Origin of the sequence: Saccharothrix ecbatanensis (assembly GCF_014205015.1) — a bacterium.
Classification (GTDB): Bacteria; Actinomycetota; Actinomycetes; order Mycobacteriales; family Pseudonocardiaceae; genus Actinosynnema; species Actinosynnema ecbatanense.
In genome coordinates, this window is the sequence record NZ_JACHMO010000001.1 from 8,476,008 (window position 1) to 8,489,410 (window position 13,403).

11 protein-coding genes and 1 other RNA gene are annotated in these 13,403 nt (G+C 71.3%); 11 read left to right on the forward strand and 1 reads right to left on the reverse strand.

Translation table 11 applies throughout. The features are described 5' to 3' along the window. Nucleotides 1-7 precede the first annotated feature (7 nt). From cobC to F4560_RS37635, 6 genes are all read left to right on the forward strand, one after another. On the forward strand, nucleotides 8-1,051 hold the full coding sequence (gene cobC, locus F4560_RS37610) for an Rv2231c family histidinol phosphate aminotransferase CobC (RefSeq protein WP_184927825.1): 1,044 nt from the start codon (nucleotides 8-10) through the stop codon (nucleotides 1,049-1,051). Continuing rightward, nucleotides 1,048-1,881: a Nif3-like dinuclear metal center hexameric protein gene (locus F4560_RS37615; RefSeq protein ID WP_184927826.1), complete on the forward strand. Its 834-nt coding sequence runs from the start codon at nucleotides 1,048-1,050 to the stop codon at nucleotides 1,879-1,881. Before cobC ends, F4560_RS37615 begins: the two co-directional genes overlap by 4 nt. Beyond that, nucleotides 1,878-2,615 carry a zinc ribbon domain-containing protein gene (locus F4560_RS45195; RefSeq protein WP_184927827.1) on the forward strand — a complete coding sequence of 246 codons (738 nt, stop codon included), beginning with the start codon at nucleotides 1,878-1,880 and terminating at the stop codon, nucleotides 2,613-2,615. The genes F4560_RS37615 and F4560_RS45195 overlap by 4 nt, the downstream gene beginning before the upstream one ends. Next, nucleotides 2,612-3,724, forward strand: coding sequence for a bifunctional RNase H/acid phosphatase (locus tag F4560_RS37625; protein WP_184927828.1), 1,113 nt, complete (start codon nucleotides 2,612-2,614; stop codon nucleotides 3,722-3,724). Before F4560_RS45195 ends, F4560_RS37625 begins: the two co-directional genes overlap by 4 nt. A gap of 64 nt (nucleotides 3,725-3,788) precedes the next feature. Beyond that, nucleotides 3,789-4,187, forward strand: an RNA gene (gene rnpB / locus F4560_RS37630) — RNase P RNA component class A. 504 nt (nucleotides 4,188-4,691) lie between these two features. Further along, nucleotides 4,692-6,302 (forward strand): DUF6345 domain-containing protein, encoded by a 1,611-nt coding sequence (locus F4560_RS37635; protein ID WP_184927829.1) that lies wholly within the window; start codon nucleotides 4,692-4,694, stop codon nucleotides 6,300-6,302. Nucleotides 6,303-6,494: 192 nt separating this feature from the next. Here F4560_RS37635 and F4560_RS37640 read toward each other — a convergent pair whose 3' ends face one another. Next, nucleotides 6,495-6,839, reverse strand: a complete 345-nt coding sequence (locus tag F4560_RS37640; RefSeq protein WP_184927830.1) for a ParB family protein — start codon at nucleotides 6,837-6,839, stop codon at nucleotides 6,495-6,497. A gap of 382 nt (nucleotides 6,840-7,221) precedes the next feature. Between F4560_RS37640 and F4560_RS37645 the strand changes: the two genes are divergently transcribed. The 5 genes from F4560_RS37645 (at nucleotide 7,222) to F4560_RS37665 (ending at nucleotide 13,402) form a co-directional block, all read left to right on the forward strand. After that, the gene (locus F4560_RS37645; protein ID WP_184927831.1) at nucleotides 7,222-7,497 is read left to right on the forward strand and encodes a hypothetical protein; all 276 of its coding nucleotides are present in this window, start codon (nucleotides 7,222-7,224) and stop codon (nucleotides 7,495-7,497) included. Nucleotides 7,498-7,500: 3 nt separating this feature from the next. Then, nucleotides 7,501-7,971, forward strand: coding sequence for a hypothetical protein (locus tag F4560_RS37650; RefSeq protein ID WP_184927832.1), 471 nt, complete (start codon nucleotides 7,501-7,503; stop codon nucleotides 7,969-7,971). A 25-nt stretch (nucleotides 7,972-7,996) separates the two neighbouring features. Further along, a complete protein-coding gene (locus F4560_RS37655) occupies nucleotides 7,997-10,813 on the forward strand; it encodes an ATP-binding protein (RefSeq protein WP_312869714.1) in 2,817 nt (938 codons plus the stop codon). A 73-nt stretch (nucleotides 10,814-10,886) separates the two neighbouring features. After that, nucleotides 10,887-12,794, forward strand: a complete 1,908-nt coding sequence (locus F4560_RS37660; protein ID WP_184927834.1) for a hypothetical protein — start codon at nucleotides 10,887-10,889, stop codon at nucleotides 12,792-12,794. Then, nucleotides 12,794-13,402, forward strand: a complete 609-nt coding sequence (locus F4560_RS37665) for a hypothetical protein (protein WP_184927835.1) — start codon at nucleotides 12,794-12,796, stop codon at nucleotides 13,400-13,402. The genes F4560_RS37660 and F4560_RS37665 overlap by 1 nt, the downstream gene beginning before the upstream one ends. Nucleotide 13,403 lies beyond the last annotated feature (1 nt).

The window sequence follows — 13,403 nt, forward strand, 5'->3', positions numbered from 1 at the left end:
CGCGGCGATGACCAGCCAGGATTCCGGCCGGGCGCTCCTGCGCCACCACGGGGACGTCGACGCCGCGCCCGGGCTCGCGGACTTCGCGGTGAACGTGCGGCTGCCCGCGCCGCCCGCGTGGCTGCGCGACCGGCTGGTCACCGCCCTGGACCACCTCGGCTCCTACCCCGCTGCCGCCGCCGACGAACGCGCCCGTGAGGCCGTCGCGGCGAGGCACGGCCGTGCCGCGGACGAGGTCCTGGTGCTCAACGGCGCCGCGGAGGGCTTCGCGCTGCTGCCGAACCTGCACCCGTGCCTGGCCGCGGTGGTGCACCCGTCGTTCACCGAGCCCGAGGTGGCGTTGCGGGACGCGGGCGTGCCCGTGCACCGGGTGCAGCTGTGGCCGGAGGACGGCTACGCGCTGCGGCCCGACCTGGTGCCGGACGAGGCCGACCTGGTGGTGCTGGGCAACCCGACCAACCCGACGTCCGTGCTGCACCCGGCGGAGGTCGTGGCGTCGCTGAGCCGCCCCGGCCGCGTGCTGGTGGTGGACGAGGCGTTCGCCGACACGATCCCCGGTGAGCCGGAGTCGCTGGCCGGCCGCGCCGACGTGCCGGGCCTGCTGGTGCTGCGCAGCCTGACCAAGACGTGGGGCCTGGCCGGTCTGCGGGCGGGCTACCTGCTCGGCGCCCCGGAGCTGCTGGCCCGGCTCGCGCTGCCGCGTCCGCAGTGGCCGGTGGGCAGCCTGGTGCTGGAGGCCGTCACGGCGTGCTGCGAGCCGGACGCCGTGGCCGAGGCCGAGGCGTTGGCGCGGGAGGCGCGGGAGCACACCGCCCACGCCGTCGCCCAGCTGGGTGGTCTCGTGGTCGTGCCGCCGGACGCGCCGTTCGTGCTGCTGCGCGTGCCCGAGGGTGAACGGGTGCGGCAAGCGTTGCGGGACAAGGGGATCGCGGTGCGGCGGGGTGACACGTTCCCCGGCCTGACCCCCGACCACCTGCGGGTCGCGGTCCGCGCGCCCGAGGAGTTCGCGTCCCTTGTGGACGCCCTGCGAGTGGTGCTGGAGGACCGGTGACGACGCTCGGCGACGTGCTGGCGGCCCTGGAGGCCGCCTACCCGCCCGCGACCGCCGAATCCTGGGACGCCGTCGGCCTGGTCTGCGGCGACCGCGCCGAACCGGTGTCCAGGGTGCTGTTCTGCGTCGACCCACTGGAGTCCACAGTGGACGAAGCGCTGGAAGTGGGCGCGCAACTCCTGGTGGCGCACCACCCGCTGATGCTGCGCGGCGTCACGGGCGTGCCCGCCGACGACCCGAAGGGCGGGCTGGTCCACCGGCTGATCCGATCGGGCGTCGCCCTCTACACCGCGCACACGAACGCCGACACGGCCGACCCCGGCGTCTCGGACGCCCTGGCGCAGGCCATCGGACTGCGCGTCACCGGCCCACTCGTTCCCCACCTGGACCCTGGCGCGTCCACCGGCATCGGCCGGATCGGCGAGCTGGACCGGCCCGAACCGCTGCACGAGTTCACCCGCCGCGTCGCCGACGCCCTGCCCGTTACGGCGTGGGGCGTGCGTTCGGCGGGCGACCCGGACCGGCCCGTCCAGCGGGTAGCGGTGTGCGGCGGCGCGGGCGACAGTTATCTGTCCGACGCGTCCCGCGCGGGCGTCGACGCCTACGTCACCGCGGACCTGCGCCACCACCCGGCGGGCGAGCACCTGGCCGCGGGAGGTCCGGCGCTGGTCGACGTGGCGCACTGGGCCAGTGAGTGGCCGTGGTGCGGACAGGCGGCAGACGTCGTGCGCGCCGCGCTCGGCGGTACGGTCGAAGTTCTCGTCTCGACCCGCCGGACCGACCCATGGACCGTAGGCGTGACGAGCCGAACAGGAGGATCATCCAAGTGAAAGCCGATCCCGCCGTGCAGCGCAGGCTGCTCGACCTCGCGCAGGTCGACGCCGAACTGTCGCGCGTCCTCCATCGACGCCGCACGCTGCCCGAGATCGCGGAGATCGCCGAGGCGGAGAAGCAGTTCCGCGCCAAGCAGGACGCGCTGACCACGATCGAGACCACGCTCGGCGATCTGAACCGCGAGGTCAAGCGACAGGAGACCGAGATCGACCAGGTCAGCGCCCGTGAGGAGCGCGACCGCAAGCTGCTCCGCGAGGGCACGGTCGGCGCGAAGCAGCTGACCGACCTGGAGCACGAGCTGGCCACCCTCGGCCGTCGTCGCGGCGCGCTGGAGGACGACCTGCTGGAGCTGATGGAACGCCGCGAAGCCGTCGAGGCGGACATCCAGCACGCCCGGGTCGCGCTGGACAAGGCCCAGGAGGCGATGTCCGACGCGGCCCGCCGCCGGGACAGCGCGTTGGCGGACCTGGAGTCGACCGAGACCAAGCGCACGTCCGACCGCAAGCTGATGGTCGGCCAGTTCCCCGCGCCGCTGCTCTCGCTGTACGACCGGGTGCGCACGCACAAGGGCATCGGGGCGGCGCTGCTCCAGTCACGGCGCTGCGGCGCGTGCCGCATCGAGCTCGACCGCAACGCGTTCGCCAAGGTCAAGGAATCGGCGGCGGACGAGGTCATCCAGTGCGAGGAGTGCGACGCGATCATGGTGCGGACCGGGGAATCGGGTCTGTGAGGGTCGTCGTCGAGGCGGACGGCGGCTCGCGCGGCAACCCCGGGCCCGCCGGGTACGGGGCCGTGGTGCTGGACGAGTCCGGCGCGGTCGTGGCCGAGCGGTTCGAGGGCATCGGCATCGCGACCAACAACGTCGCCGAGTACCGGGGGCTCCTCGCGGGCCTGCGGGTGGCGGCGGAGGTCGGCGCGTCCGAGGTGGACGTGCGGATGGACTCCAAGCTCGTGGTCGAGCAGATGTCCGGCCGGTGGAAGGTCAAGCACCCGTCGATGCAGCCGCTGGTCGCGCAGGCCCGTGAGCTGGCGCGGGCGTTCGAGCGGGTGAGCTACGAGTGGATCCCGCGCGAGCGCAACCAGCGTGCGGACCGGCTGGCGAACCAGGCGATGGACGACCAGGCGGGCGTGGAGCGTCCCGAGAAGGAGACGCCGGCACGGCCGGAGCCGCAGCAGCCGGACGCGGCGGTCACGCAGTCACCCACGTCGTGGACGGGCGCGGTCGGCGAGCCGACGCGGTTGTACCTGCTCCGGCACGGGCAGACCGAGCTGTCGGTGGCCCGCCGGTACTCCGGGCGCGGCAACCCGCCGTTGACCGAGATCGGGCGGGGGCAGGCGGAGGCCGCGGCACGTCGGCTGGCGAAGGTCGAAGGGCTGACCGCCGTGGTGGCGTCCCCGTTGGGGCGGGCGAAGGAGACCGCGCGGGCCGTCGCGGCGGCCACCGGCGCCGAGCTCACGTGGGACGACGACCTGATCGAGACCGACTTCGGCGCCTGGGAGGGCCTGACCTTCGCCGAAGCCGCCGAACGCGACCCCGACGTGCACCGGCGGTGGCTGGGAGACCCGTCCGTGCCCGCGCCGGGCGGTGAGAGCTTCGACCAGGTGCACCACCGGGTGCGGCGGGCGCGCAACGCCATCGTGTCCCGGTTCGGCGGCGCGAACGTCGTCGTGGTCAGCCACGTCACGCCGATCAAGTCGCTGCTCCGGATGGCGCTGGACGTCGGCCCGTCGCTGCTGTTCCGGCTGCACCTGGACCTGGCGTCGTTGTCGGTGGTCGAGTTCTACCCCGACGGGCACGCCTCCGTGCGGCTGGTCAACGACACGTCGCACCTGGGCTGACCGGTCTCGGCTGAGTGGCCTGGTTCCAGTGCCCGGGAACCCGCCGGTATCCTGGTGGTGCGGATGAGTCGGCAGGGCGGCCGCGTCGACGGATTCCGATCCGTCGCCGAGGAAAGTCCGGACTCCACAGGGCAGGGTGGTTGTCAACGGCAACCAGGGGCGACCCTCGGGACAGTGCCACAGAGAACAGACCGCCTCGGCGCGAGCCGGGGTAAGGGTGAAACGGTGGTGTAAGAGACCACCAGCGTTCCCGGTGACGGGAGCGGCTAGGTAAACCCCACCCGGAGCAAGGCCAAGAGGGTGCCTCCGGGCACCTGCGCAGGCGATCGAGGGCGGCCCGCCCGATGCCTGCGGGTAGGCCGCAAGAGCCTGTCGGCAACGGCAGGCCGAGATGGATGGCCGCCGAACGGGACCGCCGCAAGGCACCCGGGAACAGAATCCGGCTTACATGCCGACTCATCCGCCCAATCCCGCCGGTCACTCCCGGTTCCAGGTTCGCCCGGCTTGCCGCAGGCTCGCGCGCTCCTGGATCTCGGTTCGCGGGTTTCCGGCTCTCTCGCGCCCGGCTACCGATCCCGAGAGCCTGTCCCGCGCACCCCGGCTTCCGGCCTCACCTCCCGCGCTCTCCGGCCTCAGGCATCGATTCCCGCGCTCCCCAGCATCAGCCCTCGACCCCCGGCATCCGGCCTGACAGGGGCCGTGACCTCGACCGATCGAACGCTTCGCAGGGGTCCTCGCCAGGGGGACCCCTGATCTTCATTCTGCCGGCAGGGTCCGACAATTCCACCCGACGCGGCCCACGACCAAGCCCTGTCGATCTACCTGTCCGCCCTATAGATCCCTTGTGCGCCAACGTCGTTACACAAGTGACGCCGTTCGAGTGGTTCCCGGTATCAACCCCGTCCGGCGCGGCTCCTCCCCCCAGACCACGGGCCCTGCCCCGCGGTGCCAACGAGGAGGGAATCCCATGTCCACTACGACGAGGCGCGCCACCACCTGGCTCGCCCTGACCGGCCTGATGGGTGCCGCGGCGATCACCGGGTCCGCCGCCACCGCCACGGCCGCATCGGCAGAGCTGCCGGTGTACGGGGTCCGGTCCGCCGGGCTCGACCCGCAGCAAGCCGCCGCCCTGCAACGCGCGTTCGGCCTCAAGGACGTCCACCTGGCGGAGGACGGCTCGGTCGCGTTCGCCGACGAGTCGACCTACCTGAACGTCCCCGGTCTGGACAAGGGCGCGGGCAAGCCGGACGAGGACGGCAGCGAGACCACCCAGACGTTGCTCGACGTGGAAGCCCTGCGGCGCCTGACCGCCATCCCCGTCGAGGACGCCACCAAGAAGGCCCTCGGCACCCTGCGCGAGATCGGCCTGCTGCCGGACAACGCCACCCCGACCGCCAAGCAGACGACGTTCGAGATCGTCGACGCGTACGACAAGCCGGTGCTCACCGCGCCGCTGGACACCGCCGTGTCGTTCGCCTTCACCCTCGGCGGCGTGCCGCTGGAAGGGCCGGGCGCCAAGATCCGGATCGCGTTCGACGGCCAGGGCGCCGTCGCCGGCCTCACCTACAGCACGCGTGACGTGGTCGAGGTGGGCACCGTGCCGGTGCTCAGCCTGGACGAGGGTCGGGACCGGTGTGCCAAGGCGCTCGGCTCAAGCGTGAAGCCGACCGGCGTGTCCTATGTGTACGAGGCCCCGGCGTTGTCCGAGAAGGTCGACAAGCTGGAGCCCGGCTTCCGCTGCGACGGCGTCAACGCGGACGGCGCCGACGTCCAGTCCGTCATCGTGGGCGCGACCTTCGACACTCGGCTGCCGGGGCCGGACCCGGTGCAGCCGCCGCGTTCGGACAGCGCGATCAGCCCGCAGTGGACCAACCGGATCGACGTCGGCAGTGAGGGCACAGGGTCGTGCTCCGGCCTGCCGTTGACGGGCAACAACCTCGCCGCGTTCAACAACCGGTTCACCGCGGCCGGCGTGCCGGTGCAGTTCAGCTGGCTCAACGGCAACGCGTGGGAGCGGGACTTCAAGGACCCGGCGTTCGTCGGCGGCCAGGACCACCTGTACGCGGACGACGTGGACATGACCTACTGGCAGGGTCACGGCTCGCCGACCGGGTTCTCGTTCGCCGGGTGCAGCAACAACACCGACACGTTCCTGTCCAACAACGACGCGCGCTGGGGCAACCGGGACGTCGAGTGGATGAGCCTGTTCACGTGCTCGATCCTGAAGGGCTCTTCGGGCGGGCTGAGCTGGGCGCAGCGCTGGGGCAAGTCGTTCAAGGGGCTACACCAGATCAACAGCTTCGACACCGTGTCGTACCACAGCGGGGTGCACGGCGGGAAGTTCGCCAACTACCTCGTGCGGACGCCGTTCCTGTGGTGGAACAAGCCGATGAAGGTCCGCAGCGCGTGGGCGCAGGCCTCGATCGACACCCAGCCGGCGAAGGTCACGTGGGCGACCATGGGCCCGATCGGCAGCGGCGGGCTCGCCAACTTCAACGACTACTTCTGGAACAAGGGCCCGGTCGGACCGGACACCCTGCCGACGGGCGGCTTCTGGCGCATCTCCGGCTCCAGCTGACCCACCGCATCGAGGGGGTCCCTTCCACACCTGGGGGTGGGAAGGGGCCCCTTCCGGCGTTCTCCGGTCCGCTCCCGGTGCCCCAGCCGGCCGACTCGCGCGTTCCGAGCGTTGAACTCAGGGGTCCTGAACGTAGGACTCGCGCGTTCTGAACGTAGGACTCACGGGTCGCGAACGTAGGACTCACGCGGTCTAGGTGCGGCGGGCGGGGCGGCCGGGGGGCATGCGGAAGACCGGGCGGAAGGCCTCACCGTTGTTGTAACGGCGTTCCAGGTCGGTCACGTAGGCCTCGACGGCCGGGTTGACGATGTCCGCCAGGCTGCGCACCCCGGCCTCCCCCTCGTACGCCGCCAGGTAGGTCGCCGCCGCCCGAGCCCGCTCCAGCACGTCCTGGTCGAAGTTGACCGTCCGCTGCACCCGCCGCCCGGTTTGCCGGTCCGCACCGGTAACCTGATCATTGCCCGAGACGGTCACGGTGACGGTGATTTCGTTCACTCCAGTGGCTGGTTCGGGCACGGCCTCGGGCGGCTGGGTCATCGGCGAGCCTCCTCGGCGTCGTCACTCCGGGCTGCGGTCCGTTCGGGCTTTACCGCTCGACCGGACGGCGTAGTTCGAAGCGCCGGCGGACTGAGGGCTGGAGGTCGGGCGCACTGTGCGTGACCAGGGGGTTCGCAGTCGGGTGAACTATCTCAGCAATCGGGAGAATCCGGGGACGCCGGTTCTCCACCGGCTTCGCCCGAACCATGATGTCTGTGGCCAGATTAGACGTAATCGACTGCCAGGGGAACGGTTATTGATCTACCCACCGCTAGTCACCCGATACACCTCGTGACGAAGACGTGTTCTACTCGATAGCGCATCAACCGGACGGGCACCCCTCGGCTCGCCCGGCGAAGTCCTGCGTACTCAGGAGTACGAGATGACCGCCATGACCCTGGTAACACTCGCCCAGCAGCAGCCGCCCACCCTGGGCACCGGCGGGTTGCGCCAGTGGATGCTCGACAACCTCGTCCCCCTGCTCTTGCTGACCGTCGCCGTCCTGCTGCTCTGGCTGGGTGGCGGCAAGGGCGACAACGCCGGGGTCATGCGCCGCCTGGGCGGCGTCATCATCGCGTTGGCGATCATCGGACTGGCCGTCGGCGGCAACGCGGGCGCCATCGGTTCGTGGATCGCCGGCCTGTTCACCGGCGGGTGACCCTTGCGGGTACGCACTGACGACGAGGTCTACCGGGTCGACGCCGTCTGGCTCGGCCCGCCCAAAGCGACCTTCCCGTGGCGTGCGCGTTACGTCGCGTGGGGTGTCGGCATCGTGGTGTTCCTGCTGGTCACCGCTGTCCAGCGGCAGGTCGGCTTCGGTTTCGACATCATCAACACCGGCTGGGGCTTCGTGATCACGATCGCCCTGACCAGGGTCATCTGCTCCCGGATCAGCCACGAGCGCCCGCTGTCGTCGGTCCTGACGATGTGGGGGCGCGAGCTGACCGCGCCACGCGAGACGACGTCGGGTCGTGGTGGCGCGTCCAGCGCCTCGCGGATCCGGATCAGCCCGCACCGCCCCCGTAAACGTCCCAAGGGGGCGAAACGCGCGAGCGCCGCCACCCGATCCCAGCACCGCGGGCAGCAAGACCGCCGTCAGAAGGAGGTGCGCGGTGTTCGGACGCCGGCGTGACCGTGACCGACGATCCGCTGCGCACGTGGCACAGCACGCCGCCGCCGCGCGCGACGACCGCAAGGTGTACAGCAAGCGTGGTCGCCGCCTCCCGGGCGAGCAGGCCGTGCCCAGCTACACACCGTCGATCTCCGCCCGCAGCATCGACGGCCACCTGCTGCGCACCGGCCAGGAGGTCTACGCCTGGTACCGGCTCGCGCCGCAGCGCTGGTCGTTCCGGTCGGACTCGCAGCGGCAGGACCTGATCGCGGCGATCGCGGGCCAGTACGCCGAGTTGCAGGGCCGCTGGATGCACCTGCGCGTGACGACCCGCCCGTACCCGATCCGGATGTGGGCCGAGGCGCACGTGCACAACGCCGTGCGCCGGCTGCCCGACACACCCGGCACGCTGAGCTTCGACGACTACATGGTCGGCGAGCAGCAGCAGCTGATGGGCCGGTCGATGGCGGAGAAAGAGGTCTACCTCGGCGTCCAGGTGCAGACCCGCAACATGATGGACCGCGCGGTCGAGCGCGCCGCCCCCGTGCTGCGCAAGGTCTTCCCGGACGCCGTGGACGCCGAACTCGTCGCCATCGAGTCGGAGATCGACCACCTCGACCAGGTGATCGGCTCCGCCGGTCTGGAGGGCCGCCCGGCCACGGCCGAGGAGATGTCCTGGCTGATGCACCGGTCGTGCTCGCTCGGACTCCCCGCGCCGCGCAACCTGCCGGCCGTCCCCGGTGCGCCGTGGGAACCCGAAGACCTGGCCAGCTTCACCGACGCGGCGGACTTCCACCAGGAGCCGTACTCGCCGACGGTCACGGTCCGCGGCCGCACCGGCTCGAACGCGGGCATCAAGCGGCACGTCGCGGTGCTCACCGTCGGCCTGATGCACGGTCTCCAGATCCCCGAGGTCGACGACCCGTGGATGCAGCGCTCGGACCGGCTGCCTGCCTCCGTGGAGTGGTCCGCGCGGATTTACGTGCGGCGTCCCGAAGAGGTCGCGGGCGAGCTCCAGCGGCAGATGAGCAAGGTCCGCTCGCAGGTGCGGCACTACACCGACGAGCACGAGCTGGACCCGCCGCAGTCGTTGGCCCGCCAGGCGTCCCGGGTGCTGGAGATCGACGACGAGATGACGTCGGGCTTCACCGCGCTGGGCACACGGGTGCGCAGCTGGTGGCGTCTCGCGGTATCCGGGCCGACCGAGCGGGACGCGCTGCGCCTCGCCCAGGGCCTGCTCGACCTCTACAAGCCGAAGGTGGCGATCGAGCACCCCGAGGCGCAGTACGCCATCGCCCGCGAGTTCATCCCCGGCGAGCCGCTGTCGTCGTCGGCCTACCTGCGGCGCGGCTCGGTGCTGTGGGCGGCGTCCGCCGTCCCGACCGCGACCGCCGAGGTGGGCGACCGGCGGGGCATCCTGCTGGGCGAGACGGTCACCGCGACCCGCCGTCCGGTGGCGTGGGACCCGTGGATGGCGCAGGAGCTGCGCGACTCGTCCGGCCTGACCGCGATGGTCGCCGGGCTGGGCGCGGGCAAGTCGTTCCTCGGTGGCGGCATCGTCTACAAGACGCTCCGCGCCGGCGCGCACTGGACGCTGCTCGACCCGTCCGGTCCGCTGGCGGCGCTGTGCGAACTGCCCGAGCTGAAGCCGTACGCGCGGCCGATCAACCTGCTCAACGCGCAGGCGGGCATCCTCAACCCGTATCGCGTGGTGGCCGAGCCGCAGCTCGAGCACTTCATCGACGAGGAGGACCCGGAACGGGCGTGGCGGCGTGAACGCGCGCTCGCCGCGGCCACCCGCCGTCGCCTCGTGCTGGACGTGCTGTCCGGCCTGCTGCCGTTCGAGGTGGCCAGGCTGCCGCAGACCCGGATCGTGCTGCTGCGCGCGGTCCGCACGGTCGGCGGCCGGCCCGACGCGCACCCCGGCCAGGTGTTCGAGGCGCTGCGGCGCGACGCTTCGGAGCACCACGAGCACGCCGTCGTGGTGGCCGACTTCCTGGACGAGATGCGGGAACGCATGTCGCTGCTCATCCCCGAGCAGGACGCGGACCCGTACAACGAGGTGCGCGACGACCGCCTCACGGTGTTGACCATGGCCGGGCTGAACCTGCCGAAGGACAACGTCGGCCGCGAGCACTGGACGGACGCGGAAGCGCTCGGCGTGGAGATGCTGAACCTCGCCGCGTGGCTGACCCAGCGGTCGATCTACGAGCGGCCGAAGGACCTGCGCAAGGGCGTCTGGATCGACGAGGCGTTCTTCCTGTCCGAAGTGCCGACCGGACGCGTGCTGATGAACCGCTTCGCCCGTGACTCGCGCAAGTGGAACGTCCGCGTGCTGCTGTCGTCGCAGATCCCGGCGGACTTCCTGAAGATCCAGGGCTTCGTCACGCTGCTCGACTCGGTGTTCGTCGGGCGGTTGGACGACGACTCGGCGCAGGCGGACGCGTTGCGGCTGCTCAAGGTGCCGATCGGCGCGGGCTACGAGCAGGTCGTGGCGTCACTGGGCCGTCGTCCCGGCGGCGTCCGCACCAACCCCGAACGCGACCGGGCGCCCCGCCAGTTCATCTTCGCGGACGGCGCGGGCGGCGTGGAGCGGATCCGGATCGACTTCTCCGGACCGCACCTGGAGCACCTGCGCAACGGCCTCGACACCACCCCGGACGCGTTGCGCGAGAGTGCGGAGTCGACCGACGTCGAGGTCTCCTCCCCGCCCCAGGACCCGTTCGCGTACGCCGAGCAGTACAGCGACGAGTACGACGACGAGCTGGCCGCCGACCTGGAAGTCGGCCTGGCCGACGAACTGGTCGACTCGGCACCCGGCGAGGGAGGAAACCGCGCACCGGGCCGGGGAGGCGCGGCATGAACACGCTCGCGCGTGAATCGTTCACCACGGGGCACCGTGCGCTCGCCGCGCGGGGCCGTGGCGAGGTGCGCGCATGAGCACGCTTTTTCTGGTGGCGCTGGTCGCCGTCGCGCTCTACGCGCGGCGGCGTTTCAGACGCGCTCAGGAAAGCGCGGTGGCGCACGGCAGACCGGGGCGGGCCCGGTGGCGCGCGATGGCCGTGGTGGTCGCGATCGTCGGCCTCCAGGCGGTCATCGGCGCGACGCCCGCGCAGGCCGCCCCTTGCGGTGAGGCGCCGAACCCCGAACGGCCCGGCTCCGGCATGGTCGGCGCGATCGACCCGCCGATCGGCAACGGCATGCCGGGCACGCCGTACCTGACCCATGGCTACGCGGGCATGGTCTGGCACACCTACCAGGAGAAGTGCCTGATCCCCAACGCCACTCCGGTGCTCGACACCTGGATGGGCAACGAGCTGTTCAACGTCGGCAAGAACATCGTCGGCGCGACGAACGCCCTGCACTACACGGTCGTCGGCCAGGGACTGCTCCAGCCGCTCGACGAGGCGGTGAAGGAAGGCGTCCAGAAGGTCTACGACAACGTCTACCTGCGCTGGTTCGGCCTGGTCGCGTTGATCCTCGCGGTGTTGATGTTCCGCCAGATCTGGCAGGGCGACCTGGCGTCGATCAGCAAACGCGGGCTGTGGGCGCTCGCCGCGATGTGGCTGGCGACGTCCACCCTGGCGCTGCCCCAGTTCTACGACCTCCTCGACAACACGCTGGTCACCAAGACGTCCGAGATCCAGGCCGGTTTCATCGACCTGGACGACGGCCAGGACAACATCGACGTGCTGCCGTCCCGCCTGCACGACTCCGTCGTCTACCAGAGCTGGCTGCGCGGCGAGTTCGGCGCGCCCGAAGCGCCGCAGGCCACCGAGTTCGGCCCGAAGCTGCTGGCGGCGCAGGCGTGGACGGTGCAGGAACTGGGCGAGCACAAGGACGGCGACCAGGCCGCGCTCGACGCGAAGAAGGCCGAGTACAAGAACATCTACGCGCAGCTCGGCCCGACGAAGGGCTACTTCAGCGGTGAGGACGGCGGCCGGACCGGCGCCGGGTTCCTGTCGCTGCTGCAAGCCGTCGCGTTCTCGTTGTTCCAGCTGTTCGCCAAGGCCGCCGTGCTGCTGGCGCAGTTGCTGCTGCGGGTGCTCACGCTGGCCGGCCCGCTCATCGGCCTGGTCGCTTTGATCCACCACGACCTGCTGCGCAAGGTCGCTCGCGCGGCGGCCGTGACGGTGTTCAACGTGCTGCTGCTCGCGGCGTTGGCGGGCGTGCACGCGGTGCTGCTCCAGGCGATCTTCAACGCGACCGGGTTGTCGTTGCTGACGAGGACGCTGCTCGGGCTGATGCTGACGGTCGTCTGCTTCATGGTCGGCAAACCGCTGCGCCGGATGTGGCAGATGGTCGAGATGTCGATCGGCTCGGCGAGCAGCGCGCTGCCGATGCGCGGCGGGGTCCTGTCCAGGCTGCGCAAGAAGCAGGAAGGCGCGTCGCCGCAGGAGCAGTTCTGGGACACCGTGCGCGACACGGACCCGGACGGTCCGGCGGTGCCGCAGCGGGATCGGCGGCGGGTGCGGCCGGAGGCGGCCAATCCGGTCGCCGCCACGGCTCAGCGGTTGGACCGGGCGGGGAACAGCATGGGGGAGCTGGGCATGGGGGTCGGTCGGAACGGCGCCGCGGCGCTGCCCGTCGGTGCGCACGGTGGTCCGCAGGCGGCGTTGCCGTCCGGGCGGTCGCGGGTGGTCGACGTTTCGCCTGTCTCCGACCGGAGCTACGACCGGATGGACGACGCGGTGCTGGTGCCGTCGCGGACCAACGGGTTCGGCCGGGTCGCGGACGCCCAGGTGCTGCCGGGGCCGCGTCGGGCCGAGACGGAGGTCGTGGCGGGCCGCCAGGTCCACGTGATCTACCGGCCGTCACGCGGGCTTGAGGTCAGGGACAGCTGATGCCGATCCGCACCAATCGCGGCCGGGCGGCCGTGTACCGACGCCTGTGGGGCTGGCCGTTGCGCTCGCCCAAGCACCTCGTGGCGACGATCGTCGGCGTGATCGTGGTGATCACCACGATCAGCGTCGTCATCCCGAACGCGGTCAAGCCGCGGTCCACCGGGAGCCAGGGCGCCACCACGTCGACCACGCAGACGATCACCAGCGGTGGCAACCAGGTCGGCGTGCTGCCCTCCGCCACGGCCACGCCGCTGCCGACCAAGGCGCCGAGCCCCACCGCGGCGCCCCGCTCGGCTCCGGTGAACACGGAAGCCCAGGTGATCGCCGACATGTGGGTGGACGCCTTCGGCTCCTTCGAGCCGGGCAAGACCACCAAGGAGAAGTGGCTGGAAGGCCTCAAACCCCGCACGTCGGACGAGCTGTTCCCCCGATTGGCGTCGATCGAGCCGGCGAACGTGCCCGTGGTGATCGACCAGCCGGTCAAGGCGGTCAAGTCGTTCACCGATTCGGCGGAGTTCGAAGCGCAGCTCGAGGACGGCAAGCTCGTCGTGACCGTGGTGAAGCTCCCCGAGGGTTGGCGCGTGCACGAGTTCGACAAGGTGGGCTGAC

What these genes read in the sequence shown, in the direction of transcription:
- F4560_RS37660 (WP_184927834.1), top strand. Translation starts at nt 10,887, where the DNA reads ATGAGCACGCTTTTTCTGGTGGCGCTGGTCGCCGTCGCGCTCTACGCG.
- F4560_RS37645 (WP_184927831.1), top strand. Translation starts at nt 7,222, where the DNA reads ATGACCGCCATGACCCTGGTAACACTCGCCCAGCAGCAGCCGCCCACC.
- F4560_RS37635 (WP_184927829.1), top strand. Translation starts at nt 4,692, where the DNA reads ATGTCCACTACGACGAGGCGCGCCACCACCTGGCTCGCCCTGACCGGC.
- cobC (WP_184927825.1), top strand. Translation starts at nt 8, where the DNA reads ATGACCAGCCAGGATTCCGGCCGGGCGCTCCTGCGCCACCACGGGGAC.
- F4560_RS37640 (WP_184927830.1), bottom strand. Translation starts at nt 6,839, where the DNA reads ATGACCCAGCCGCCCGAGGCCGTGCCCGAACCAGCCACTGGAGTGAAC.
- F4560_RS37665 (WP_184927835.1), top strand. Translation starts at nt 12,794, where the DNA reads ATGCCGATCCGCACCAATCGCGGCCGGGCGGCCGTGTACCGACGCCTG.